The organism is Paenibacillus sp. JGP012, from assembly GCF_014203995.1.
GTDB lineage: Bacteria > Bacillota > Bacilli > Paenibacillales > Paenibacillaceae > Paenibacillus > Paenibacillus silvae.
In genome coordinates this window covers 1-25,601 of the sequence record NZ_JACHKG010000042.1, presented here as the reverse complement: position 1 = coordinate 25,601, position 25,601 = coordinate 1, and the positions used below count along the sequence as shown (strand labels likewise).

The 25,601-nt window shown below is 48.7% G+C and carries 19 protein-coding genes; 7 read left to right on the top strand and 12 right to left on the bottom strand.

Features of this window, described 5'->3' with window-relative positions; all coding sequences use genetic code 11:
• The first annotated feature begins 17 nt into the window (after positions 1 to 17).
• Positions 18 to 1,142 (top strand): GerAB/ArcD/ProY family transporter, encoded by a 1,125-nt coding sequence (locus HNR77_RS27605; protein WP_184190998.1) that lies wholly within the window; start codon positions 18 to 20, stop codon positions 1,140 to 1,142.
• Between the two features lie 54 nt (positions 1,143 to 1,196).
• Here the strand turns inward: HNR77_RS27605 and bcp are convergent, their stop codons facing one another.
• The 4 genes from bcp to HNR77_RS27585 form a co-directional block, all read right to left on the bottom strand.
• Complete coding sequence (bcp, locus tag HNR77_RS27600; protein ID WP_397367683.1) at positions 1,197 to 1,667, bottom strand: thioredoxin-dependent thiol peroxidase; 471 nt, start codon at positions 1,665 to 1,667, stop codon at positions 1,197 to 1,199.
• 109 nt (positions 1,668 to 1,776) lie between these two features.
• On the bottom strand, positions 1,777 to 2,562 hold the full coding sequence (locus HNR77_RS27595; RefSeq protein WP_184190994.1) for an ABC transporter permease: 786 nt from the start codon (positions 2,560 to 2,562) through the stop codon (positions 1,777 to 1,779).
• A 4-nt stretch (positions 2,563 to 2,566) separates the two neighbouring features.
• Complete coding sequence (locus HNR77_RS27590; protein WP_184190992.1) at positions 2,567 to 3,361, bottom strand: ABC transporter permease; 795 nt, start codon at positions 3,359 to 3,361, stop codon at positions 2,567 to 2,569.
• 1 nt (position 3,362) lies between these two features.
• Positions 3,363 to 4,409 (bottom strand): ABC transporter ATP-binding protein, encoded by a 1,047-nt coding sequence (locus tag HNR77_RS27585; RefSeq protein WP_184190990.1) that lies wholly within the window; start codon positions 4,407 to 4,409, stop codon positions 3,363 to 3,365.
• Between the two features lie 240 nt (positions 4,410 to 4,649).
• Here HNR77_RS27585 and HNR77_RS27580 point away from each other — a divergent pair, with 240 nt between their 5' ends.
• Both HNR77_RS27580 and HNR77_RS27575 read left to right on the top strand, forming a co-directional pair.
• Positions 4,650 to 5,690, top strand: a complete 1,041-nt coding sequence (locus HNR77_RS27580) for an LCP family protein (protein ID WP_184190989.1) — start codon at positions 4,650 to 4,652, stop codon at positions 5,688 to 5,690.
• A 323-nt stretch (positions 5,691 to 6,013) separates the two neighbouring features.
• The gene (locus tag HNR77_RS27575) at positions 6,014 to 7,330 is read left to right on the top strand and encodes a glutamate-1-semialdehyde 2,1-aminomutase (protein ID WP_184190987.1); all 1,317 of its coding nucleotides are present in this window, start codon (positions 6,014 to 6,016) and stop codon (positions 7,328 to 7,330) included.
• Between the two features lie 1,201 nt (positions 7,331 to 8,531).
• Here HNR77_RS27575 and HNR77_RS27570 read toward each other — a convergent pair.
• Positions 8,532 to 9,947: an aminotransferase-like domain-containing protein gene (locus HNR77_RS27570; protein WP_260410953.1), complete on the bottom strand. Its 1,416-nt coding sequence runs from the start codon at positions 9,945 to 9,947 to the stop codon at positions 8,532 to 8,534.
• Between the two features lie 173 nt (positions 9,948 to 10,120).
• Here HNR77_RS27570 and HNR77_RS27565 point away from each other — a divergent pair, with 173 nt between their 5' ends.
• The 4 genes from HNR77_RS27565 (at position 10,121) to HNR77_RS27550 (ending at position 14,921) form a co-directional block, all read left to right on the top strand.
• Positions 10,121 to 11,056 carry a DMT family transporter gene (locus tag HNR77_RS27565; RefSeq protein ID WP_184190985.1) on the top strand — a complete coding sequence of 312 codons (936 nt, stop codon included), beginning with the start codon at positions 10,121 to 10,123 and terminating at the stop codon, positions 11,054 to 11,056.
• 151 nt (positions 11,057 to 11,207) lie between these two features.
• Positions 11,208 to 12,317, top strand: a complete 1,110-nt coding sequence (locus HNR77_RS27560; protein ID WP_184190983.1) for a GerAB/ArcD/ProY family transporter — start codon at positions 11,208 to 11,210, stop codon at positions 12,315 to 12,317.
• Positions 12,298 to 13,767 (top strand): spore germination protein, encoded by a 1,470-nt coding sequence (locus HNR77_RS27555; protein ID WP_184190981.1) that lies wholly within the window; start codon positions 12,298 to 12,300, stop codon positions 13,765 to 13,767. The genes HNR77_RS27560 and HNR77_RS27555 overlap by 20 nt, the downstream gene beginning before the upstream one ends.
• Entirely contained in the window at positions 13,767 to 14,921 is a 1,155-nt protein-coding gene (locus tag HNR77_RS27550; protein ID WP_184190979.1) for a Ger(x)C family spore germination protein, read from the top strand. The genes HNR77_RS27555 and HNR77_RS27550 overlap by 1 nt, the downstream gene beginning before the upstream one ends.
• A gap of 127 nt (positions 14,922 to 15,048) precedes the next feature.
• On the opposite strand, the gene HNR77_RS27545 is transcribed toward HNR77_RS27550, so the two are convergent.
• The 7 genes from HNR77_RS27545 to HNR77_RS27515 form a co-directional block, all read right to left on the bottom strand.
• A complete protein-coding gene (locus tag HNR77_RS27545) occupies positions 15,049 to 15,447 on the bottom strand; it encodes a sensory rhodopsin transducer (protein WP_184190977.1) in 399 nt (132 codons plus the stop codon).
• Between the two features lie 999 nt (positions 15,448 to 16,446).
• On the bottom strand, positions 16,447 to 17,637 hold the full coding sequence (locus HNR77_RS27540; protein WP_397367687.1) for a rhamnogalacturonan acetylesterase: 1,191 nt from the start codon (positions 17,635 to 17,637) through the stop codon (positions 16,447 to 16,449).
• Positions 17,638 to 18,050: 413 nt separating this feature from the next.
• Complete coding sequence (locus HNR77_RS27535; RefSeq protein ID WP_184190975.1) at positions 18,051 to 18,890, bottom strand: carbohydrate ABC transporter permease; 840 nt, start codon at positions 18,888 to 18,890, stop codon at positions 18,051 to 18,053.
• 2 nt (positions 18,891 to 18,892) lie between these two features.
• Positions 18,893 to 19,795, bottom strand: coding sequence for a carbohydrate ABC transporter permease (locus HNR77_RS27530; protein ID WP_145406310.1), 903 nt, complete (start codon positions 19,793 to 19,795; stop codon positions 18,893 to 18,895).
• A 165-nt stretch (positions 19,796 to 19,960) separates the two neighbouring features.
• The gene (locus tag HNR77_RS27525) at positions 19,961 to 21,250 is read right to left on the bottom strand and encodes an ABC transporter substrate-binding protein (protein WP_184190973.1); all 1,290 of its coding nucleotides are present in this window, start codon (positions 21,248 to 21,250) and stop codon (positions 19,961 to 19,963) included.
• Positions 21,251 to 21,483: 233 nt separating this feature from the next.
• Positions 21,484 to 23,037 (bottom strand): response regulator transcription factor, encoded by a 1,554-nt coding sequence (locus tag HNR77_RS27520; RefSeq protein ID WP_184190971.1) that lies wholly within the window; start codon positions 23,035 to 23,037, stop codon positions 21,484 to 21,486.
• Positions 23,012 to 24,799 (bottom strand): cache domain-containing sensor histidine kinase, encoded by a 1,788-nt coding sequence (locus HNR77_RS27515; protein ID WP_311768686.1) that lies wholly within the window; start codon positions 24,797 to 24,799, stop codon positions 23,012 to 23,014. The genes HNR77_RS27520 and HNR77_RS27515 overlap by 26 nt, the downstream gene beginning before the upstream one ends.
• Positions 24,800 to 25,601 lie beyond the last annotated feature (802 nt).

The window sequence follows — 25,601 nt, the reverse complement described above, 5'->3', positions numbered from 1 at the left end:
AAAAGGAGCTCACCATCATGCTTATTCAGGAGAAGCTTACCATACGGCAACTGTCAATCATCGCCTTTTTGGGCATCATTGGTGATATGATGTTGATCTATCCCACACTCATTACCTATTCAGCTCATCAGGATGCATGGATCTGCTCGCTCCTCTCACAAGTTTTGGGTATGGGCATTTTATGGCTGATCTACAAAATGCATCAGATGTATCCCGGCCTCAGCCTGATTGAGATCTGTTCCGAAGTGCTTGGTAAATGGATTGGTGCCATTTTGGCAGCAGGATATTTATTTTACTTTCTTATAGGAGCTGCAGTATGCATACGTGAAGTCGGTGATTTTATGACCACTCAGGTTTATCTTAGAACCCCGATACGGGCCATTATCCTTCTTTTTGTTGTCGCATTAGGGTGGGCTGCACTTAAAGGACTAGGTACCTTCGGTCGAAGTGCTGAAATTCTTGCACCGTTCATTGTTCTAAGCCTGATTATCCTGATCTGCTGTTTGCTGCCTCAAGCAGACTCTTCTTATCTGAAGCCTTTTCTCAACACTCCTCTCTTTTCATTTATTAACGGGATTGTACGGGGAGCCACTGTCTCTTACGGAGAACTTATCATCATATCGATGTATCTCCCCTATGTTGCACATGGTGTACACAAACGTCGGGATATGTTCCTGGCAACATTGCTCGGAGGGATTATGCTTACCTCATTTCTTCTCATCGGACTGGTGGTGATGGGAGCTGAGCAGACACAACATAACATTTACATATCTTATATTCTCGCGCAAAAAATTAATATTGGTGACTTCATTCAACGTATTGAAGCCCTGATCGCAACAGCCTGGCTTGCCTCTACCTTCATCAAAACGTTCCTTTACATTTTCGGATTCATTCTTGGCCTCGCACAGCTGACACGGATGAAATCCTACAAGCCTCTTATTCTGCCAACGATGCTGTTGTTATTTGCGATGGCTATTGTCATTTCTCCCGATGTGCTCTTCTACACCCTTGGCATTATGTATGCTTGGTTTGATTGGGATTTTACGGTTAGCACTATCATTCCTGCATTTCTGCTGCTTATCTCGATGTTGAGAAAAAAGTCCAGACAGCAGCGCAGTGGCAAAGCTCTTTCTCATAAATAAACAGGCTGCATCTGAACGGACTCTGTCCATTGATGCAGCCTGTTTGTCAGAAGTCTAGAGCCCTTTTACTGTCTCCAGCGCCTCTTCAATATGTCCCTTCACACGTACCTTCGTCCACTGCTTGATCAATTTGCTCTCTTCATCCAGCAGGAAGGTTGAACGCACAATGCCCATGTATTCCTTGCCATACATCTTCTTCAGCTGCCACGCTCCAAACTGCTCGGCAACCACATGGTCCTCATCCGACAACAGGATGAAAGGCAATCCATACTTGGCAATAAACTTGTCGTGCTGCTTCATCGGATCGGTGCTGATGCCCAGAATGACCGTGTTCAGTCCTTGAAACTCCTCATGCCGGTCACGGAAATCACAGGCCTGCTGTGTGCACGCCGTGGTCATATCTTTGGGATAAAAGTAGACCAGTACTCGTTTGCCGCGAAAATCAGACAGCCTCACTCGTTCACCCGAGCTCGATGGCAGTTCGAAATCAGGAACTTGTACTCCTTCAGTTAAAGTCATTTTCATATCCTCCTTCACATTTCTCGGTATGAAACCTTCGGAATTAACGTTTAGAAATCCTTCAAGTTCACCCTCTGAAAACCCCTGATATTCACGTTACGTTACCTGTTGGTGGTTACGAGCCTGCTCCCCGATACCGTTTCACACCGAAGTTCCATAAGGTAAGCCCTATCGTTGCAAACGCCAGCCCCATGACTGGGGTCAGTAGTGCCATGCGATGCATCTCGGTTCGATCCAGGAACAGAGCCGCCGGATAGATGCCAACAAAGGCAAACGGGATAATCCAGGTGAGCAGCACCTGGATCGCCCGGTTATAGATCGTTACAGGGTAACGTCCGTAGCCTTGAATGTTATACATCAGCGGCAAAATGCCTGTCGGCGCATCCGAATAAAAGGAGAGCGATGTCAGTGTCGTGTAAATACCCGCGTAGATCAGAACTGAACTGATTGCCAGAATGATTAATGCTGGAATATGCCACCATTCGAGCACCAGCCCCATCTCCGCCCCGCTGATGATCATAATGATCAGACCGATGAACGAGCCCACGAGGGAGGGCGGGTCCACATTTTCCAGCAAAATCTGAAACAGATTGTGTGCCGGACGAGTCAGAATGCGATCCATCTCCCCTTTGACAATATACCGCTCACTGAACCCCCACAAATTGATGAAGCAGCTGAAGATGCCATATGGCACCATAAAGTAGCCGTAAACAAACAACACTTCTGCCTCACTCCACCCGCCAAGGTTATCCGTATGTCGGAAAACGACAAAGATAAAGATCAGATTGGTTGCCTGAAACAGCAGATCCGAAATAATCTCTACCCAGAAGTCGGCGCGGTAGGTAAGACGTGTCTTCATGTAATTTTTCAAATATTCCCAGATCAGCCCCATATAGTACATTCCGTTACCCCCCTTGCACGAACAGACGCTTGCGCGCCTGCCGCCAGATCAGCACCATCGGCAGCAGCAGAAGTCCAAACCAGAGCACTTGAATCCCGAGAACACTCCAGATACCTGTGCCTTCCACTCTACCGGTGAATACCGAGCCGGGCAGATACGTGATCGCCTGAAACGGCAGCACTTTCATGATCATGGACAACCAGTCCGGGTACAAGCTGATTGGAATGATGAGCCCCGAGAACAGATCGACGACCACACGTTTCATGCGCATCATGCCTTCGTTATTTTCCACAAAAAACGCGGCCAGTCCCGTAATAACATTAATCTGGGAATTAATAAGGAAACTGAAAAACAGCATGACCAGAAAACCAATCCACGCCGAAGGCGCTGTTGGAAGCTGCACCGGGAAAAGCAAAATCGCAATAAGCATGCCTGGAATCATCAGCAGCAGGAATCGGAAGATGCCTTCCCCAAGCCCCTGCATCATTTTGACCATCACATAGTTAATCGGCCGTATAAACTGAATCGCAATGGAGCCATCCCGAATGTCAGCTGCAATTTCCCGGTCCAGGTTGTTAAAATAAAACGCACGCGCCATCCACGAGACAGCAACATACGTTGTCATCTGTGCCGCGGTAAAACCGCCAATCTCCCCGCTGCTTCCATAAATAGCTTGCCACGTGAAGTAATACACGCCAATATTCAACGTATATATCAAAATGCCTGAATAATAATTGACTCGATACGCAAGCATTGTCAGGAAACGAATGCGCATGAAATCGATAAATGCACTGTTCATCTTAGGTAGCACCTGCCGCTTCTTTATCTGCCGACACAATCTCCGGACGCTCTGCCGAACCCGACTGGTAGATGCTGCGAACAATCTCATCTGTATTCGTCTCAATAATCTGAATGTCCGTAATATCGGCCTGACCTACCACACGTCCAAGTACATCCGAAACGTTCAGTTCCAGCGGAATCCATACCGATGCGGACAGCTCATTCTCCACGGTCCAGCGAACAGGCATTGCAGCCGTCCATTCCTGCATCTGCGTGATGCTGTGGCCTGTGCCAAATTTGAAGCGAACCTCCCGCTCTGTGCCCCACTGGGATTTGAGATGATCGAGGCCACCGTCATAGATAATACTGCCTGCATCCAGCATAATGACACGCGAACACAAGGCTTCGATATCCTGCAAGTCATGTGTCGTTAACAAGATGGTTGTGCCATGCTGCTCGTTCATGTCTTTCAGAAATTCGCGAATCTCGGATTTCACCACGATATCCAGACCAATGGTCGGCTCATCCAAGAACACGATGCCTGGGTTGTGCAGCAAGGCCGCCACCAGTTCACAGCGCATCCGCTGTCCAAGACTGAGCTTGCGCACCGGGCGACTAAGCAGCTCCTGCAATTGCAGACGCTCGACAAGTTCGTCCAACCGTTTACGGAAGTCCTGCTCCCCTACACGGTACACTTTGCGAAGCAGATGGAAGGATTCAATCACACCGATATCCCACCATAGCTGGCTGCGCTGCCCAAACACCACACCAATATTTTTGACAAACTTCTCACGTTCCTGATACGGAACATATCCACCTACGGATATATGCCCGGATGTAGGCACCAAAATGCCGGTCAACATCTTGATCGTTGTTGATTTGCCGGCACCGTTCTCTCCAATATATCCGCATATTTCGCCTTGCGGTATCTGAAATGAAATATCATTCACAGCCAATACTTCCTGGTATTGACGTTTGAACAGATCCTGAAACGCGCCCTTTAGCCCGCCACGGCTTTTCTGGACGTTAAACGACTTACGCAAGTCCTTGACATCAATCGCCAGCATGATTATACCTCACTTGGATTTTGTTGAAATTGCTTGTAGCCCAAAAAGAAATTATAATAGTAACAGTCAAAATTCAGCAAGCTATAAAAAAAGTTCGAAGCGGCCTCCCCTGCCTTGTGTCTGGAGGGGAAGCGAACGGAAAGCTTCGACTGAACTGCAACTTCACACGTTCTGATGATTCGCAACTTTACACGTTCTGAATTCGTTTATTTTTTATCTCAAATACAAAGGAGCGCTAGCATGACCAGAAAGACGAAGAGGACCATATGGATCTCTCTCGCCGCCTTCGTATTAATTGTCGGTGGGGTCGTATCCTACTATTTCGGTTCTATTCTTAATCAGTTGGATGGTTTGCAGAAAAAAGGCGAGGACTCGCCATTTGCCAATATTGAAAATGTGGAGAAAGTGAACACACCTGATCCGCCAAAATGGGAAGGCACCGAAACTGTTAATATATTGGTGATGGGTGTCGATGCACGCGGTCTGAAAAAGGGTGAAGTGCCTCGTTCCGACAGCATGATGGTGGTTTCGCTTGACCCGTTGACCAAAAAAATCAATCTTTTCTCCATTCTGCGTGACACTTACGTGAATATCGACGGATACGGTAAAGACCGGATTAACACCGCGATTACGCATGGCCCGAATGTCGCCATGGAGGCGGCGAGTGACCTGCTCGGCATCCCTGTCCAATATTATGTGTATACCGATTTCCAAGGATTCATCAAATTGGTCGATGCGGTTGGCGGTGTAGACTTTGATGTCGAGAAGGACATGCATTATACAAGCAAAGCAGACAACAACGAGTATGATATTGATCTGAAAAAAGGGTACCAGCATCTCGACGGCAAAACAGCCTTGATGTACGTTCGTTTCCGTCATGATGCGATGTCTGACTTCGCTCGTTCCGAACGTCAGCGTGAGCTGCTGAAAGCAGTAACGGCGAAGATGCAGTCTACCACAACGATCGCCAAGCTGCCTTCCATTCTTGAACAAGTAAGCCCGTATGTAGACACCAACCTTACGCTTTCCGACATGTGGAAGCTGGGTGGACTCGGGTACCAAAGCAGCATGAATGGCAGTGAACAGGTTCCGCCAATGAATCTGTTAAAAGAAGAGCGTACACCTGGCGGTGCTCAAGTCTTGACCGTATCCAATGAAGAAAAACTGAAGCAGCATGTGCAGGATATCATTCATCCGCCAGCCAAGACAGAAGAGCCGCAAAGCAAGGAAGACAAAACGGCCAGCGGAGATGAAAAAAATTCACAGCAGCCGGCACAGTAGACACTTCATGTGAAACATCATTTTTTGAGGAAGAGTGCATGTCCAAGCCAACTTGGTAATTGTAATTATTGTTTCAACTATTCCAGTAAGTCATGCTGCAAACATTTATGAAGGCAGCACTAGACGTAATAATGAACAGGTAGTTATCATCTGTAACGATATCGTTTATAACACAGCCATGAACCGATTCATTCTTCAAAGGGCAGCCTAGATGCTGCCCTTTCGCTATGCCTGAACGCAAAAGTATGCGAAAATAATCATATCCTTCCAATGTGATGATCATATAAACTTTGGAACTACAAAAGGAAAGGAAGTTAACTTTTATGAATCCACGTACGAACTCTGAGTTGTTATATACAGAAGCCCTGCAGCATATTGTAGGCGGAGTAAACAGCCCTTCCCGCTCCTTCAAGGCGGTGGGCGGCGGTGCACCCGTTTTTATGAAAAAAGCACAAGGTGCTCACTTCTGGGATGTTGACGACAACAAATACATTGATTATCTCGCCGCGTATGGCCCGATTGTGACTGGACATGCTCACCCTCATATCACCAAAGCCATTGCCGAGGCTGCTGCGAATGGTGTGCTGTACGGTACACCAACCGAGCTTGAAATCAAACTTGCTAAAATGCTCAAAGAAGCCATTCCCTCTATGGACAAGGTTCGTTTTGTTAACTCGGGTACAGAAGCGGTTATGACAACGATTCGAGTAGCGCGCGCATATACGAAGCGTAATAAAATTGTAAAATTTGCCGGATGTTATCACGGTCACTCTGACCTTGTTCTCGTAGCTGCCGGTTCCGGTCCTTCTACGCTTGGCATTCCCGACAGCGCCGGTATCCCGACCAGCATCGCCCATGAGGTCATTACCGTTCCGTATAACGATCTCGAAGGTTTGAAGGAAGCGCTCGAACGCTGGGGTGACGATGTGGCTGCCGTTATGGTAGAGCCGATTGTGGGCAACTTTGGCATGGTTATGCCGGAGCCCGGCTTCCTTGAAGGTCTCTGTGCAATGACACGTGCGAACGGCTCTCTCGTCATCTATGACGAGGTCATTACCGCGTTCCGCTTCCATTACGGTTCCACGCAGACGTATGCAGGGCTGGCGAATCATGCGGAGATTGAACCCGACCTTACGGCACTTGGCAAAATCATTGGCGGCGGCTTGCCGATCGGCGCGTATGGCGGCCGTAAACATGTGATGGAGCAGGTTGCCCCGCTCGGCCCGGCATATCAAGCCGGAACGATGGCTGGTAACCCGGCGTCCATCTCGGCAGGTATTGCCTGCCTTGAAGTGCTGCAAGGCGCTGGTGTATACGAAGAGATGGAACGTCTCGCCATTGATCTGACAGCTGGCCTTCAGGCTTCGGCCGACCGCCATGGCATCGATCTGACGATCAACCGCATTCGCGGTGCGTTCTCCACGCATTTCTGCAATCATCCCGTGACGAACTATGATCACGCTCAAGACACGGATGGCGAACGCTTCGCGTCCTTCTTCCGCCACATGCTGAACCGCGGCATCAACCTCGCACCATCGAAGTATGAAGCCTGTTTCCTGACCACGGCTCATACGAATGAAGATATTGCTGCTACACTGGAAGCCGCAGAAGCTTCCTTCAAGGCAATGGCACAGGAGTAACATCGGGGATAAAGTGGAAGGCCACGCTGGCAGGAAAGGGAACATACCCCTGCGCGAAAATTTTGATTGGGAAGCATATAAAGAATGACTTTTGGCGTGCGCGAGGCAACAAGTGTTAAAAGGAGACGTTGCGGGGATGCGAGTTAGGGACGAAACATACACTCCTCACTTGAGTAGTTTCGGCCTGCTTCAGCGCTAACGATCTGGAGAGGCCTTATTTGTACTATTTTCGGTGAATTGAAATTTTAACGATTCCCAGAAACGCTATTTCGTGCATAACAGGCTTCAGGGACTCAAACTTGACTTCATTTCGCCAAATAACGTCTCCTGGATTCGTTAGATTTCAGAATGACTCAAAAAGCGGGAAATAAGGATTCCTTGAATCGTTAGAATTCTGGATGCTGGGGAAAACGCGGTTACCGCTCTGTCTCGTCGTATTACACGCTCTAAGGTAGGGTTCCAACTCACAAATTACATTGAGTTCACTCAGTTACCTCGTGCACCACAATTTATATCGCCTTGATTAATTTGATTTGCTTTACTTTGCCTTGCTTACATCACTTCCCGCGAATTACTTACCTTACTTCAGTAAGCAGACCAGCCAGGATCCGAATGGCTGGTCTTTTTTCACTTGTGCTGTACCCATCCTTATCCTATCCCCCTCTAGAGATACTTCCCTCTACTCACTTACACTTTCCCTTCTACTCTCTTTCTTGCTGACTTATCACTGAGCTTCTGCTCTCTTTCTCACTTTGTTACCTTCCACCCTGTGCTCCTGCTTTCTTGCTAGTCACTTACACTTACATTTCTATTTACCTTCTAATTATATTTACTTAATCTTGCACATCAACTTTCTTACTCACCGACTTACCTGCACTTGCACATCAGTCCTCTTCCTCACTGACTTAACTACCTTATGCGCTCTACTTCTTTTTACTTGTTACTTCCCCCATGAGCTTCTGCTTCTTCCTCACCTACTTACCTACACATGACCTTCTGTTTATTCGCGTTGTTCCACAATAAAATTACTTTTGTACTTGAGTTCTTCTTTTTATGAGTCCGCTTACGTACTGCTCCGGCAGCATTCTGTCCGTCTGCACTCTTACCTCGTTCTTCCGTTACTTCTCCCCTTGTTGGTCCTGTACTGTTTAATCCCGGTAACTTGTTCGGCCTTTCCTCCATACACCCTAGCTTCCCCTGTTCACTCCATTCCTTCGCGAAGGGATTTGAGCTGCAGTCTCGAAATTTCCTCCCGAATTTTCTGCATCCCCTCTTCTATCCTCTGTTTTGGCACGTTAGAGATATTCAGGCGCAGCATCGCTTCAATTCCCGGCACTCGCCCACGTTCTTCCATGCCCCTAGGGTAATATCGTTCCGTTGTATCTGCCAGAATTCCCCTGCTCTCCAGCCGGGAAATCAACGTATTCACCGTCATTCCCGATGGCAGGGGAAGAACGGTATGCTCACCACCTGTACGCGGTGCATCCCGGAACGGGGCAAAGTCTGGATGAGCCGCCAATTGCTCGTGTACAACCTGCATGCGCGAAGCATAGCGACTGCGGATTGTTTTACGATGATGGGCAAACATACCGCTGTGAATATACACCTCGAGTGCAGCTTGAGACAGAACGGAGGTGTCGATATCGAGCATTCTTTTGTACAAGCCAAAGCCGGATACCAAGGCAGACGGCAGCACGGTAACCCCTATACGAAGTCCGGGAAACAGAATTTTGGAATAACTTTTCAGATAAATGACCCGCTCATTCGTATCAAAGGACCACAACGGATCTTGTCTCGTCCTGTCCTCCAAATCTGCCAAATAATCGTCCTCCACCAGATAAACGTCATATCGCTGGGCAAGCCGAAGAAGTCTTTTTTTCTCCACTGCCGTCATGGATGTCCCAATCGGGTTCTGAAACCGTGGCATCACATAAAAAAACTTGATATCCCCTTCCGCAAACTGGCGTTCCAGTGAATCCCAGTCCAGCCCTTCCTTCAAGGTTCTTCGCACACCTGCAATGGGCACCTTCAGACTCTCCAGCAGCGTCGGCATATTGTGGTACGTTGGCAATTCCACCATCACTTTGGTTTTACCACCCGGAAAAGTCATCAAAGCCAGAGCCGCAAGGGCCTGCTGCACACCCGATGTGATGAAAAACTGCTCCACTCCCGCAAACACCTGATAATCGGCAAACTGCTTCTGTAAAAGTGCAATCAACGAAGGCAACCCTTGCCGGGTGCCGTATAAAAACAGCTCGTCCTGCTTCTGTCGCATCGCCAGATCCATACAATGCCGAAAATCTGCATATGGAAACAACCTCGGATCGGGAGCCGCCGAAGCAAAATCCAGTGGTTCCTGCCAGTCCATATCCTGTGCTCCCATACCATTCTGCACTGCGTAATAGCCGGATTGGGGAATGGCGTACACCAGATGTCTGTGCTCCAGCCATTCGTAGGCACGAATAACTGTGCTGATGCTGCATTGATACTGCTTCGCGACGGTCCGGACTGCGGGCAGCCTGATCCCTTTTTCGTCCCAGTTACGACGGTCCTGTCGTATCATCTGCTCTTGTATCCATTGTTGCAAAGCGTGAGCGATCTTCTCATATTTTTTCAACGTAACGACTCCTTCCCCAGAATTGTACCGGTACAATCGATCATTTTCTCTATTGTAGCATGCGGCTCGCAGAAGTATATTAAAAAAGGCTCATATGTTCCACCACTTGACAGGTATTAGCATAATGGAAGCCCACACGTTCCAAGACTATATTGCATCACTGGAGGAAAAAAATGAATACTGCACGCAACCGAACCTACGCTTACATGGCATCTGTCGCTTATGCTGCGATAATCGGGTTATCCTTTTTATTTGTAAAAATGACCGTCACCATCGCACATCCCATTGATGTGCTTGCCCATCGCTTTGCTCTGTCTCTTATCGTGGTCAGCATTCCTGTGATATTCGGCTGGATCAAGATCAATCTGCGAATGGCTGATCTGTGGAGAATCATCCCGCTCGGACTGCTTTCGCCTGTACTGTTCTTTGCCTTTCAAGCTTTTGGACTGGTTACCTCCAATTCATCAGAAGCAGGCATTATTCAGGCAATGGTTCCTGTGTTCACACTCGTCCTGGCATCAGTCTTCCTTAGAGAACGCACATCCATTGTACAGAAGTTGTCTCTGCTGCTCTCTGTCGCTGGTGTCATCTTTATCTTTGCGATGAAAGGCGGCGGGATGTCGATGAGCAATATGCAGGGTATTGTGCTGCTCCTGTTCTCGGCCATCAGTTTTGCTGGATACGGGGTTCTGGCCAGACCGCTCACTCGAAAATATAAACCGCTGGAACTGACCTGGGTTACCTTGATGGTAGGCTGCATTGTATTTAATGCGGCTGCGCTGATACGCCATGCTTACATCGGGTCCATGGCAGACTACATCCAGCCGCTTGGAGATATGTCCTATCTGGGTGCTCTCGCTTATCTGGCGATCCTGTCCACCATGGTATCCACCCTGTTGTCCAGCTATGCGCTCACACATCTGGAGGCTTCGCGTGTCAGTGTATTCAGCAATCTGTCCACACTTATATCCATTGCCGGCGGCGCACTGATTCTGCACGAGCCTGTGCAGGGTTATCACTACATCGGGGCAATTCTGATTATTGCCGGAGTGCTTGGTACTAATTTAAGCAATCATAAACAACGGCTGGTCAGTCATTCCAAAGCATGATGAAATGTAAAAAAACCTATAGATTCCGAGGAATACAGCATAGTATAAGCTAGAAGGATACTGTGCAACTCTCTTTCCTGTATGAAGCTGCGCAAACACGTTAACACTGCTGAGGAAACTTTTACTTTTATTCGGAAAGGGAGTCCTCGGCATGAAACGTTCACAGCCTTCATTTCTGCAAGCCATGATGTTAATCATGTTATCGGTTGGTCTCATTAACCATGTATTAATTATCCCCGCCCTTCTGAATGCAGCAAAAAGGGATTCGTGGATTTCCGTGCTGCTTTCTATCGGGCCGTTAATCATCTTTGCAATCATGCTCGCATACGTCTCCAGATTTCTACAGCATCAAACGTTGCATGATTGGCTGTCTTCCCGTCTTGGAAAGCCTGTAGGCTTGATTCTGCGGGTGGGAAACAGTCTCTTTTTTCTATGCGCAATCTACTTCACATTACGTGACACAACCACCTGGGCCAAAACCAACTATCTCACCGAAACGCCTGTCATCGCAACAACGATCGCACTTATGGTGTTATGTGGATATGCCGCCTATAAAGGCATGCGTTCACTTGCCTTCACGGCTGGACTGATTCTGCCACTCGTTGTGCTGCTGGGTTTCTACGTTGCCATTGTTAATTCCCAGTACAAGGATTACAGCCGGATGCTGCCTGTGCTGGAGCATGGATGGTCACCTGTATTTCATGGGATGGTGTACAGCCTTGCTGGCATGTTTGAACTACTTTTCCTATGGTACATTCAGCCTCATCTCGCCAAACGTATAAAGCTATGGCAGTATCTGATGCTTGTATTTATCATGATTGGTTTAACGGCAGGCCCCCTGATTGGAGCTATTGTAGAATTCAATCCTTATGAAGCCTCCAATATGAGATATCCTGCTTTTGAAGAATGGCGCATCGCTTCCTTGGGCAAATATATTGCACAGACCGATTTCTTCTCGATCTATCAGTGGCTGGCAGGTGCATTTACCCGAATCAGTCTGGCCATGTATATTGTGGTAGAAATTTGGAATATTAAACATGCCTCCAGAAGGATGATTACCTGTGCCTCACTATCTGTATTCTTTGTTCTATCCATGCTGTATCCTCTGGATGATATGACCTTCACAAAGATTCTGGTCCATTACATCTTTCCATTCAATCTCGTGTATCTGAGCGGATTTGCCGTTCTGGCAACCCTGGTTGCCTTCATTCATTCACGGCGTCAGAGGAGGAAACATCACCATGGAGAAACAACCGATTGACACCACTTCCTATGAAACCCTGCTTGCATCCTTGAGAAAAAACTTTGAAGCTTGTGCAGATGTGGTTATCCAGACGTTTCCTGCCAAGGATGAGACCGTTCGTTCCGTCATTCTGCTCTACTGTGACGTTCTGGTGGACAGCAAGCAGATCAATCAATTCATCATCCCCCGGCTGGAACAGCATACATTAATTATGGAAGAAGCTCTCCCCCGTGAACTCGGCCTAACCCTGAAGCCCATAGATAACCTTTCCGATCTGCAAAACATAAATATGCTTTTGTTTAGCGGGCAACTGCTGCTTATTTTCGATAATGGTGTACAAGCCTGCAGCCTGGATATTGCCGATATCCCTGGACGCTCACCGGAAGAATCCGCTATCGAGACATCTGTGAAGGGGCCGCGTGACGGTTTTACTGAAGAGTTGTCCACGAACATCGCTTTGGTGCGCAAACGTTTGAAAACTTCATCCATGTGTTATGAGAAAATGGTTAAAGGGGCACGGACACAGACAACCATTGGCCTGTTATACATCAAAGATGTGATCAACCCTGAAATTCTGAATACAGCTCGCAGCAACCTGGATCAGATTAACGTGGACGGCCTCATGGGTACCTCCATCATGGAACGAGCAGTCATGGGGGGTGTACGGAGTATTTTCCCGCTCACAGATAACTCCGAACGGCCCGATTATGTGGCGGATTCCTTGCTTAACGGACGTTTCGCCGTACTCACAGAGGGCTCACCTGTAGCTGTCATTGCACCGACCACATTGTTTAATCAATTGAAGTCGCCGGAGGACGAGAGCACTCCTTTTTTCATCGTGACTTTTGAGCGTATATTACGGATTGCCGGGCTGCTCATTGCCTGTTTTTTTCCGGCCTTCTACATCGGCTTGACCAGCTTTAATCTGGAACAGATTCCACTGCCACTGCTCGCAACTATTGCAGGAACGCGAATGGGATTGCCCATGCCAGTTACGCTGGAAGCGTTTCTGATGATTTTTATGTTTGAATTGTTCAATGAGGCGGGACGAAGGCTGCCGCGTGCGTTGGGACAAACCGTCAGTGTGGTTGGCGGCTTGATTATCGGGGATGCGGCTATTCGTGCCGGAATTACATCTCCCACCATTATTGTCACCGTAGCGATCTCCGTAATCTCCAGCTATATTCTGGTGAATACAGTTCTTGGGGGAGCCACATCTCAAGTACGCATCGGCATGTTAGTTGCCTCCTCTCTTCTGGGATTATTTGGATTTATGGTTGCTCTGTTTGCGTTGCTGGTTCATCTCGTATCTCTGGAATGTTACGGTGTATCCTATCTGTCCCCAGTGTCACCATACATCCCGGGAGACTTCACAAAGGCTGTGTCGATGCCGCCTTCCATGACCCGCACCAAACGCCCAGCCGTATTACGTACGCAGGACTCTACCCGTCATAAGGAGAAACCTTGATGAAATGGGCTTACGTAAGTAGTATGCTTGCGGGTTGTGTCATACTTCTGACGGGATGCTGGGATTCCAAAGAAGTTCAGAGCATTAACTTTATTACTGCTATTGGCATAGATTACGCGGATAATCAATATATAACGTACGCCCAATTAATTGATTTTTCCAGCATTGCCAAACAGGAAGGGCCCACACCAAGAGAAGGGGGTCAAATCTGGATTGGCAGGGGGACTGGCACAACCTTGAATATGGCCATTAACGATCTGTATGAGACGTCGCAGCAGCAGACACTGTGGACTCATGTCAAAGCGATAGTGCTGTCCGAAAATGCGTTGAAGGTGCGACTGGAAGATATTTTTAATACGCTACTGCATTCCGGTCAACTGAGATATACACCATGGATCTATGGGACGGAACAGGATATGTCCACATTGCTTGCTCCCTCCACCATCTTGAACCAGTCTGCACAAACTATTGAGCTGTTCGAACCGATGAGACTCTACAGGCAGTACTCCGGTTATGAGCCCATTCGACTGCATCAGATGTTGGATAGTTTGAGAGAACCTGAATCCGTAGTGCTGCTGCCTTCGGTATCGAGCAAAAATCAGACGTGGCATAATGGCGAGAAGACCCCTCCGCTGATTCGAATGGATGGACTATACGTTGTGAGCAATGGCAAAAGTCAGGGAAAGATCACTGGAGCCGAAGCGGATGGCACACGTTATGTGAACTACGATCATGTGTATCAATATCCACTGTATGTGTATGGCAAGAACCGTCAGACCCCTGACCTTTCGTTAACGCTCCATCATCCCAAGACACGAATAACTGCCAGAAAAACCAAGGAAGGCATTACGTTTGATCTTCATACCTCGGTTAAAGCAGCCATCGTTGAGGACCATGGTGCCACCCGGTCTCCTCGTACGATGGAACAGGAGGCTGAGAAGCAGATTGAAGCCCAAATTCGTGATACGTTCACCAAAAATAAATCACGCCATATTGATTCCTATGGCCTTGTGGAACATCTATACCGCCACAATATGGACTGGTGGAAAGAAGTGGCTCCCCGGCATAATGATCCGCTTGAACACTTTCAACTTGGCAAGGTTGAAGTCCGGGTGGACATTTTGAACTCCAGCACGTATAAATATGGTGAATAAAACCTTTGAACGTGAAAGACCTGTAAGCTGCATCTGATCTGATGAGGAATACAGGTCTTTTGGGCGTTGGGTCACTACCGTTGCTGATAATAAAGAGGTTAGCATTCGGGTAGTAGGTTGCTGCGTATTAAGTCAAAGGGTACGCCATCACACTCATCAATGCCAGCTCTGGCTGCGTTGTATCCAAGCGGCTGTACTGTATGATGACCGGCACATTACTTGCTACGGTAATCGCATAAGGCACCCCGGACGGGATTACTTCTTCCCCGGATCGAAGTGATGCCGTACGTATATGTTTTGTCCTTCTGGCAGGCACAACTGCTTGCATGTTCTCCAAGGGTTCACGATCTTCAAAATAAATCGTAATCTCCAATGCAGCATCTGTGCCGCCGGTGTTCAAAACACAGATGCTTTCGTGACTCTCCAGCATGCCGCAGCTATCTGGCGGGATGTAGCCATCCGGGATAACCCAGTAGGTATGCCCGTTCGCTGCTGGACTGCTTGGAATACGGCTATCGTTTGTCATAAGTATCCTCCTTTATTTCACGATGCTCCATGTAGCATAAACCCCTGCTGAAACGCGGACAGACGCTCGGCGGGCGGATCGGCTTTCGGGCCAAACGCGGACGCTTCGCTGCTTCGCGATGCGCCATGTGCTTAAACCCCTGCTGGAATGCGGGCGGACGCTCGACGGGCGGATCGGCTTTCGGGCCGCTGTTGGTCCGTGATTTCTTCTATTCCCCTTCTATGGGGGAAATCCCGGGCCAAACGCGGACGCTTCGCTCCCTTTTTCCGATTCCTCCCTCCTCGCTGCCTCACTCTTCCTCTAGTGCTTTAAAAACAAGGCCCCTCGCTTCGCTGGGTAATTTTTGTTCGCTCGTTGGCTTCGCTTGACTCGCGTTTTATTAAACCCCTGCTGAAACGCGGGCGGACGCTCGACGGGCGGATCGGCTTTCGGGCCGCTGTTGGTCCGTGATTTCTTCTATTCCCCTTCTATGGGGGAAATCCCGGGCCAAACGCGGACGCTTCGCTCCCTTTTTCCGATTCCTCCCTCCTCGCTGCCTCGCTCTTCCTCTGCTGAGCGCCGTTTTGGTGTGACGATATGCGCTAACGATTCGGAGAAGCCTTATTTGGGCGATTTGGAGCATGTTACTTTTCTAACGATTCACAGAGACGCTATTTAGCTCATTTTGCTGATATTGAGTGCATTTTCGGGTGCTTTGGATGAAATAAGGTTCCTACGATTCGTTAGAATTCTACATCAGCAAATTTGGGGCAAATAAGGTTTGTGGGAATCGTTAGAGTTCCGGCCGCCAGATTGGTTTGTAGAAATCCTTAGAATTCCTTAGAATTCCTGCTGCCAGTTGGATTGCGGGATCGTTAAAGTTCCTCCGACCATCTCGAGCTAGTTCTCCAAAAACACCATCTACCTCTATATCTACATCTGTCTTTACATCTGCCTCTGCTCTAAACCTTACCCCAGCCTTTGCCACAACCTCTATCCTTTCACCTTGTGCCCACTCTTTTACCGCAGATACATCTGTAACGGCTGCAGACGCAGCTCCCGGATTGCTTCAGCCACCTGCTGTGCCAAGCGGCGTGCACCTCGCTCCTGAAAATGTGTGTTATCCTCCACACCCGTCGGAAAGTTGATATACTCGCCAGGCAGCACCCACATAAAATCATCCTTGCTGCCTTCTTCACCCGCCTGTTCGAACAATCTGCGGCTGCGCTCAGCCAGATCGATCAGCGGTACATGCTCGGCTTCCGCCAGCTCTCGCATGGCGATGATATAATCGCCGTGTGTATCCGTTAATGTACCGTCATCCGCAAAGTAACGCCGATGCACGGGGGTGATCAGCACCGGGCGAGCGTTGGCTTCGCGTGCGGCATCGATATATTTTTTCAAATATTGCTTGTATGTGGTGAATGGCTCTGTTCCCCGTTCGGGGTCCGGCTTCTCGTCGTTATGTCCAAATTGAATAAAGAGAAAGTCATCAGGCTTGATTCGCTGCATAATCGCATCCAATCGGCCTTCATGAATGAAGCTGCGTGAACTGCGGCCCGACACCGCATGATTATCCACGGCTACGTCATGCTTGAACTGTGCAGGCAGCAGCTGTCCCCAGCCGCAATACGGGTAACCGCTCTCGGGCTGATCCGTTACCGTGGAGTCACCGGCTAGAAATACAGTCATCGTTTGATTCGCAAGAGTAATCTCCAGTGCATTAATCCGCGGTGCTGGACCAGAGAAGCTCAGTCGAAGCCGCCCTCCACGTACAACAACGGCAAACCGCATCTCTGCATATTGTCCCGCCACCGTACGTATGACAGGCAGCATCATCCGACCTTCTCCGGCTTTGACACGAGTAACCGTATCCGCAAGCGGATCGCCAGCAATGAGCAGCACCTGATACGTCCCATCCGGTACATCAACAATAAACGATGCCTTGAGCGGGATGCAGAAGCTGGAACGCAAGCGGACAGACATTGCTGTCTGCCCTTGCGGGAGTTGAAGTCCTTTTGCCGAAATTGAATCCAAATCCGAAAGTGAATCCTCTTCCTGCTCTCTATATCGCTGTTTCTCATATACCAATGAGCCGGGTTCAAAGCCATATCCTTTGCACTCATCATATATCGTTGTGGACGAAACGGACGTGTAGCCTCCAACATGTTCAACTGCGTTCTCTGCTGTATGTTCCGCTGCTTTCTCCACTATATGTTCAACTGCAAAATCTCCTCTATGCTCTCCTGCATGTCTTGCAAATTTAATCCCGTCATTGCTCTCTCGTTTCACGTTCTGCTCTGACATCCCGCTTCCTGAGTCCATGATTGATGTCATGTTTGCGTATGGACCAAAATTAAACTTCCAGGAGTTTACCTTCGGCTCCGCTTGTTCTACTTGTTCTTCTCGGCCTGCTCCCGATGGCTCTGATGGTTCTGCCTGCCCTAATGGCTCTATTAGCTCTGCTTGTTCTGACTTCTCTAAATGCTCTACCTTCTCTGCAATGTCTGCACTCCCTACGCTACCTGCACTTTCTGCACTACCTGCACTTTCTGCTTTATTCAAGTCCGCTGAGTCCACTGGTTAAATTCCTCCATATACTATTTGTTTAACCCCTCTGCCCGCTACCCCTTCAAACCGCTCGTACTCATGCCCTGCACAATTTGCTTCTGGAAAATAAAGAATACGGTAACTACCGGAATCAGGCTGACGATCGACATGGCAAACATGGCACCCCAGTTGGAGGCCGATTCACTGTCCAGGAACATTTTGAGCGCCATCGAAACGGTATACTTGTCAGGCGAGTTCAGATACAGCACCGGTCCGAGCAAGTCCTCCCATCTCCAGTAAAAGGAGAAGATCGCCGCTGTTGCCAGCGAAGATTTGATCAGTGGCATAATGATCTGGATATACAGCCTGAACTTGTTACAGCCGTCAATCGTTGCCGCCTCGTCCAGCTCCTTAGGAATTGTACGAATGAACTGCACCATCAGGAAGATAAAAAACGGCATCCCAAAAAATGTAGGTACAACAATCGGCAGAATCGTGTTCAGCCACCCGAGCTTGGTAAAGATAATATACTGCGGAACCAGCACTACATCATGCGGCAGCATTAGCGTTAGCATCATCAGTGAAAACCAGAAGGTGCGTCCTTTGAAATGGAGTCTCGCAAAACCAAACGCGATCAGTGACGATGACAGCACAGCTCCTATGGTCGAGATCACTACGATCACCAGTGAATTGGTGATGTAATCCATGAAAGGCCTTCCAGCTGTTCCTTTCCAGCCATCCACATAGTTGGACCAGATCCACTCGGTTGGGAACAGGCTTTCTGCCGTGGCAAAGATCGTCCGGCTTTCCTTGAATGAGCTGAACAGCATCCACAGCACCGGGTAGAGCATCAGGAGAGCAAGTGCGGCAACAAACAGATGATAGATAGGCCATTTGACATTTCTCCACACCATAATCATTTCCCTCCTTCAGATTCGTAAAATACCCAGAACTTGGATGTCAGGAACACAGCGGCGGTGAGCACACCGATCATAATCAACATCACCCAGGCCATAGCCGAGGCATAACCCATGTTGTTAAACATAAACGCCTGGCGGAACAGATACAGCGAGTACAGCATCGTGCCGTCCATCGGACCGCCTTCACCTTTGGAGATGATATATGCCGGGACAAAGGTCATAAATGCACCGATCGTCTGCATGATCAGATTGAACAGCACAATCGGACTAAGCAGCGGCAGCGTAATGCTGAAAAATTTGCGAACCGGATTGGCACCGTCTACCCCTGCAGCTTCATACATCTCGGGAGAGATATTTTTGAGTCCTGCCAGGAAAATCAGCATGGATGATCCGAACTGCCATACCGACAGGGATATCAGCATAACCAGAGCCGCATCCGGGTCGCCAAACCAGCTGACTGGACCAATACCGATCGCGGTCATTGCACTGTTAATCACACCTTCATTGCTGAAGAGGTTACGCCACATGATGGATACAGCAACACTACCTCCAATAATAGAAGGCAGATAGTACAAGGTACGATACGTTCCGACCATACGAGAGCCCGTATTCAGAATCATCGCTACAAACAGGGCAAAGATCAGCCTTAACGGCACCCCGATGAATACATATAAAAATGTAACCTTGACCGAATTCCAATACTTCGGGTCATCGAAAAACATTTTGGTATAATTGTCTAGTCCAATCCACCTTGGAGAAGTGAACAGGTTATAACTCGTAAACGACATGTATAAGGAAACAAACATCGGAATAAGTGTAAATCCAAGAAATCCGATAATGAACGGGCTGATAAACGCATATCCGGTCAAGTTTCTGCGCAATGATGAATACTGCCTCATGGGGAACGTACCTCCTTCATCGATCAGCCTGCTGCGAGCCTTCGTATTGCAAAAGGGACGGACAACCGGGAAGACAAACGGGACGGGCAAAGGCCCCCGCCATCAGCGAGCAGCCCCGGTCCCGACCATCCCTGCAAGCGGGACGAGCAAGCGATCATTCAACTGTTATTTATTGTTCGCCAGTACAGCCTCGGCATTTTTGCGGAAGGTCTGTGCGGCTTGTTCAGGTGTAATTTTGCCAAAATTCAATTCTTCCACCACATCGGCCAGTGCGGAGATCACCTCTGGTGAGCCTACAGGCGGCGGAGGGCTCATTGGTGAAGCCTTAGGCTCCATGGAAGCTACAAATTCAAATACCTGTTTCGTTGCATCACTCAGCTCAGGGGCAATGGCCTCTTTGATTTTTCCGGAAATCGGCACACCGCGCTCCCCTTTGATCAGTTTGTTGGCTTCTTCATCGTTCACCCAGAAATCAATGAACTTCGCTGCTTCTTCCTTCACTTTGGAGTTGGACGTTACACCCCAGTACATACTTGGCTGCATATAAAGTCCTTTTTCCATATCCGGACCAGGCATTGGCGCGATGGCAAGTGCACGGTTAGCTACCTGCTGCAAGGCAACGAACTGGTTGGACCATTGCCATACACCGATCCCTTTTTCCTTCACCAGATCCGACTCTTCAATGATGCCTTTGGTTTGGTTCGCTACATCCGGTGAAGGTGCAGCCTTCTGCTCGATCATACGTTGCATGAGACCGAAAAATTGGACAAACAATGCATCGTCATCATAACCAAGCCCGGTGCCTTCCGGGTTGTAGAGCGATTTGCCTTTGGTACGCAGGAAGTAGTGGAAGAAAATATCCGGCGCTACGCCGCCATCCAGATACAGTCCCTTCTCTGCGACCTGTTTCCCAAGAGCTTCGTAGGATTCCCATGTCAGATTTTCCGGCATGGCATCAACGCCAGCTTTCTTGAGCAGGGCCGGATCATATTGAAAACCGAGTACGTTAACCCCGGCAGGAACACCGTACTGTTTGCCGTTGATTACACCTGTACTGATGACATTCTCGGCCACATCATCCACCTTGATCTGATTGCCCAGATAAGGGGCGAGATCCTCAAGCTGACCGTTCTGTGCATATTGGCTGATGTAGGAAATATCCATCTGGATAATGTCAGGCAGCTGGTTCGCTGCGGCTTGCGGGGCAAGCTTTTTCCAATAATCGTCAAAGGAAGCATATTCCACGTCAATTTTGACGTTTGGATTTTTCGTTTTATACAGGTCGATGACCTTCTGTGTGTATTCATGCCGTGTATCGGAGCCCCACCAGGCGATACGCAGATTTACCGATTCATCCTTGCTGCCTGCCCCTTGCTCACTGCCTCCACCTGAGCTGCACGCTGCTGTAAAAACAAGTAGCGCAGCCATCATCAGGAATATTGCCTTTTTCACCATGCCAATCTCCCCTTTTATGTTGATATGGTTGTGTGATCGGGTTATCTCCATCCTGTTGATGATATTCTGATAACGCTTTCACAAACTTGATATTGTCATTTTCGCAAAAGTCCGGTTCAAGTTGAATACACAAAACCGTCTTGTTGGTTCAAAAAACAGAGGAGGACATCTCTGACGCTCCAAGCATCAGTTGTCCTCCTCCATAAACAGGCATGATCCTTGCCAGTTCTCTGTTATATGCCGAATTTTCGAAATTCGGTTGGTGTCATTCCAGTCCATTTTTTGAACACCTGACTGAAATACTGAGAATTCCCGCCAAACCCGAACAGCTCTGCCAGCTCAAACACCTTCACATCCCCGCCTCTGCGGATATGTTCACATGCCCGTTCAATGCGCAGACGATTGACGTAATTCGAGAAGTTTTCACCTGTTACCTTCTTGAAAATTTTGCCGAGGTAGTCCGGGTTCATGTATAACATCTGATGGGCTACACCACTCAGAGACAGGTCCGCTTCTCCATAGTGACGGTCTACAATATCCATCATTTTCTCCACGGCTGATGACTGGCGGCTGATATAATTTTTGTAATAACCTGCCGTTAACCTTGCAGCGCTGCCCGCTACAAATGTTTTCAAGGCAGGCAATGTGTCCATATGCGTCAGCTCCGCCATTCGCTGCGTAAAATCGGTAGCCTCCTCGGGCGGGCACACCTGAATCATGGCCGAGTATAACTGCACGACATAAGCGCGTGTCACCTCGGTATCCAGCTTCTGTTCTTTCAGCTGCTCGAACAAACGCTCCACCTCGGCGGCGGCTTCCTCTGTGTTGCCGGATTTAATCAGCTGGCACAGCTGCTCGGCATCCTGCTCCACATGTACACCGCTGCACTCCCCTGCCAGCACGACGTCATTTTTCGTAATCAGCTTGCCCTCACCGATGAAAAAACGATGATTCAAATACTGCAGCGCCTCGCGGTACAACCGGCGGGACTGGATCATATGATCCGCTTCACTCAGCGCAGCGGTAACTTCTATTTTGTACAGACGGATGAACGCCTGCCGAACCGCTTCAATGCGCTCCTGAAGCTCATGCAGATCTGCCGCATCTGCCAGCACCATCAGGAGTTTACCTTCAATCGTTGTGCTTAACAGCACCCCCGGAAGCAGGTCAGCCGCTATATTTTTGATCGCAAACAGGTGACTGTAATCATGCTCTTCCACAATGCGAAGCAGCAGCAACCGTACGCTTTTCTGCTGTAGCTCCAGATTGAACAGCTCCTGATAGTACTCCAGATCCATCGGACCATAGGTGCGGTTGGTCATAAACTCCAGCAAAAACTGCTCCTTCACATGAGGCAGCACCCGCTGTAAACGCTGCTTGATCTCTCCTGCCGCATGCTCTTTCACCTGTGCATCCTGACGCTCCTGCAAGAGCTCGATCAAGGCGTCATGAATCTGGTTTTCGTTGCAGGGCTTGAGCAGATAATGCTTGACGCCATACTGCATTGCCTTGCGAGCATACTCAAATTCCTTGTAGCCGGACAGCATGATAAAACGTACCGCCGGATAGGCCTCGGATGCCTTCTCGATCAGTCCCAATCCATCCAGACCCGGCATCGAAATATCCGTAATGATGATATCCGGCTTGGCGCTTTCGATTTTCCCCAGAGCCTCCACACCGTTTCTTGCTGTATCCACCAGTTCCGTGCCCGCGGCCGCCCAGTCAACCACCTGGGAAATCCCCTCCAGTATGACACGTTCATCATCTACGAGCATTACTTTGTACATCGTCATCGTCCTCTCTGATCCAAGGTATGCTGATCGATACTACAGTTCCTGATCCGGGCGTGCTGCGTATGCTCATGATGCCTTTGTCGCCAAAGGTCAGCCTGAGACGCTCCTGAATATTTGCAAGTCCTATGCCCTGTCCTCTGGTCTGAATCTGCCCTTCCTGCAAGCGCTCCATGAATTCGGAGGTCATGCCCGGCCCGTTATCCTCGACCTCAATGCAGACGTGATTCCCCTCAGCTCTGGCACGAATTCGAATCTGGCAGGGCTCGATGCTGGGCTCAAGCGCATAATGAATGGCATTTTCCACAAGCGGCTGCAGCGTTAATTTGGGTATTCGGGCCGTCCCGACCTCTGGGGCAATATGCATATCAAAATCAAGCCTCTCCTCAAACCGGGTACGCTGAATGGTCACATAGCTGCGCACAATCTCCAGCTCCCTCTCCAGCGTAATCCACTTCTCGGACATATTGACCGAGCTGCGAAGCAGGAACCCAAGAGCCTCAACCATCTCCGAGATTTGATGCTGCTTCTGCACTTTGGCAAGCCAGTTAATCGACTCAAGGGTATTGTATAAAAAGTGCGGATTAATTTGCGCCTGAAGCGCTTTCAATTCAGTTTCTCTTATGACGAGCTGCTTCGCATAATTCTCATCAATCAGCTCTCGTATCCGCTGCAGCATCATCTTGAAGGTGCGATGCAGCAGTCCGACTTCATTTTGCGGAGAGACGGGAATGTTGCCAAGGGCCGCCTCCTCCAGTTTATCGAGGTCCCCCTTTTCAATATTACGCATCTTCTTGATTAATTGGGCAATCGGATGGGTGATACTGCGAGAAAATTTGGCTCCGAACACCAGGGCCGCCAAAAAGATCATAATAAAAATAACGATCACGAGCTGTTTCACAAACTGAATCTGCTTAAACATCTGATCAAACGGCGTGGTATATAAATAATTCCAGCTCGTGTAGGATGAATGTGCTCTTGCCACAAAATACTTCCCCTGCTCTAACGTGGCAATTCCGTAAGGCTGCGTCCGCTTCAGCTCCGATGCGATCTCGGCCTTGCTGACTGTGGATTCGGTGGGATAGATCACTTCCGTGCCGTCAACGATCAGCAGCTGGGAATCCTCGGCTGGCTCCTGCATCTGATCCTGAACGATGCGGTCCAGCCGCACACGGATAATCAGCGTGCCCAGCTTCTCCAGTGTAAACGCTCCGCCAGTGAAGGATTTCACCTGCCTGACGGACAGCAGCCTCGCCTGCTGATCACCACTGGCCTGCCAAACGTTGGAGCCGGCATACTGCTCGCCCAGCGAGATCAGTTCCTTTTGCTTCGCAGCTGAAATACCTTCCCGGTTGCCAGCCGCCATCACATTGTTATCGTTGTCGATAAAAATCATGGAGTACACGTATTTCTCGGAACCGGCGTAGGCGACGAGACGGTTTGTTATCTTTTTGCGCAGACCATTTCGCTCGTATCCACTTTCGGCCTTCTCCAGTTGCAGCAAATACTGCTGCAGCGGCTCATCCGACATCACCTTGAAGGACAGATTGGATAACTCACGCAGCTTGTTTTCGATGCCGACGGATGACATATTCAGCACCTGTGACGACTTTTCATAAATCTGGCGGTCATAAATATTCAGTACGTACTGCATGACAGAGAGGTAAAAAGCAAGGCTGATCAGCATCAAAAAACCGATGAGCAGCATCGTTTTGTGATGAATGGGCAGTGTTGTGAAAGCGTTTTTAATTTTATTCACTCAAAGCGCTCCTTTGCTTGGCGAAGGGTGCGTTTATAGCATGGGTGGGATGTGCTGGGCGATGGCTGCAGATATTAGTGTGATTATGATTCTACCGTGCCTCTAACTGTATTTGTGCCTTCAGTCAGGATAAGATTGTAGCTGTGATTGGAGTATGAGTGCAACTTCAGTGGCAATTGTGCTTCAATTTCGTTTGAGAATGCAACTGTGAATTGCCCTCAATCTAAATGCGACTGTGCCATAATTTAATGAACTACGATTATACTTTGATTGTGATTGTGACTGTGACTGTTATTGTGACTGTGATTGTGACTGCGACTATAACTATAACTATAACTATAACTATAACTACAGTAGTTCCTTGAGTCCGTCTACATTGTAACTACGATTACAACGTTGATCCTGAATACTATTGTTTTGTCACCATGATGAAGTCCACGATGCTGACCATAGCTTCATATTCACTGTAAGTTATTTTCATATTTACACAACCATGGGCAGATGACAAGTCATAATTATGCAACATAATGAGTCATTGGAGAAGGTAGACTGCTTGGATACAGGAGGTTACTGGTAAGCAAGTAGTCTCCAAATGAAGCCGGATGGTACTCCCTTTCTTGATTATGCATCAATTACATGAGGGCCTCGGAAGGCTATAGGAACGTCAACTCATCAACCCAGTGTCCCGGAAACGCTAACGATCCCCATGGACCTATGTCAAGAAAGTAGACACTACGCTACGGATTTGTCCGTAAATTTCATTGCAAAACGAGCAGGGGAAAGATAACCTAGCGCGCCATGC

Excerpts from the sequence above, each read along its gene's own strand:
- HNR77_RS27550 (WP_184190979.1), top strand. The coding sequence starts at position 13,767 with ATGAAATGGGCTTACGTAAGTAGTATGCTTGCGGGTTGTGTCATACTT.
- HNR77_RS27530 (WP_145406310.1), bottom strand. The coding sequence starts at position 19,795 with ATGAGGCAGTATTCATCATTGCGCAGAAACTTGACCGGATATGCGTTT.
- HNR77_RS27535 (WP_184190975.1), bottom strand. The coding sequence starts at position 18,890 with ATGGTGTGGAGAAATGTCAAATGGCCTATCTATCATCTGTTTGTTGCC.
- HNR77_RS27595 (WP_184190994.1), bottom strand. The coding sequence starts at position 2,562 with ATGTACTATATGGGGCTGATCTGGGAATATTTGAAAAATTACATGAAG.
- HNR77_RS27565 (WP_184190985.1), top strand. The coding sequence starts at position 10,121 with ATGAATACTGCACGCAACCGAACCTACGCTTACATGGCATCTGTCGCT.
- HNR77_RS27585 (WP_184190990.1), bottom strand. The coding sequence starts at position 4,409 with ATGCTGGCGATTGATGTCAAGGACTTGCGTAAGTCGTTTAACGTCCAG.
- HNR77_RS27580 (WP_184190989.1), top strand. The coding sequence starts at position 4,650 with ATGACCAGAAAGACGAAGAGGACCATATGGATCTCTCTCGCCGCCTTC.
- HNR77_RS27590 (WP_184190992.1), bottom strand. The coding sequence starts at position 3,361 with ATGAACAGTGCATTTATCGATTTCATGCGCATTCGTTTCCTGACAATG.
- HNR77_RS27575 (WP_184190987.1), top strand. The coding sequence starts at position 6,014 with ATGAATCCACGTACGAACTCTGAGTTGTTATATACAGAAGCCCTGCAG.
- HNR77_RS27545 (WP_184190977.1), bottom strand. The coding sequence starts at position 15,447 with ATGACAAACGATAGCCGTATTCCAAGCAGTCCAGCAGCGAACGGGCAT.
- HNR77_RS27560 (WP_184190983.1), top strand. The coding sequence starts at position 11,208 with ATGAAACGTTCACAGCCTTCATTTCTGCAAGCCATGATGTTAATCATG.
- HNR77_RS27555 (WP_184190981.1), top strand. The coding sequence starts at position 12,298 with ATGGAGAAACAACCGATTGACACCACTTCCTATGAAACCCTGCTTGCA.
- bcp (WP_397367683.1), bottom strand. The coding sequence starts at position 1,667 with ATGAAAATGACTTTAACTGAAGGAGTACAAGTTCCTGATTTCGAACTG.
- HNR77_RS27525 (WP_184190973.1), bottom strand. The coding sequence starts at position 21,250 with ATGGTGAAAAAGGCAATATTCCTGATGATGGCTGCGCTACTTGTTTTT.
- HNR77_RS27520 (WP_184190971.1), bottom strand. The coding sequence starts at position 23,037 with ATGTACAAAGTAATGCTCGTAGATGATGAACGTGTCATACTGGAGGGG.
- HNR77_RS27605 (WP_184190998.1), top strand. The coding sequence starts at position 18 with ATGCTTATTCAGGAGAAGCTTACCATACGGCAACTGTCAATCATCGCC.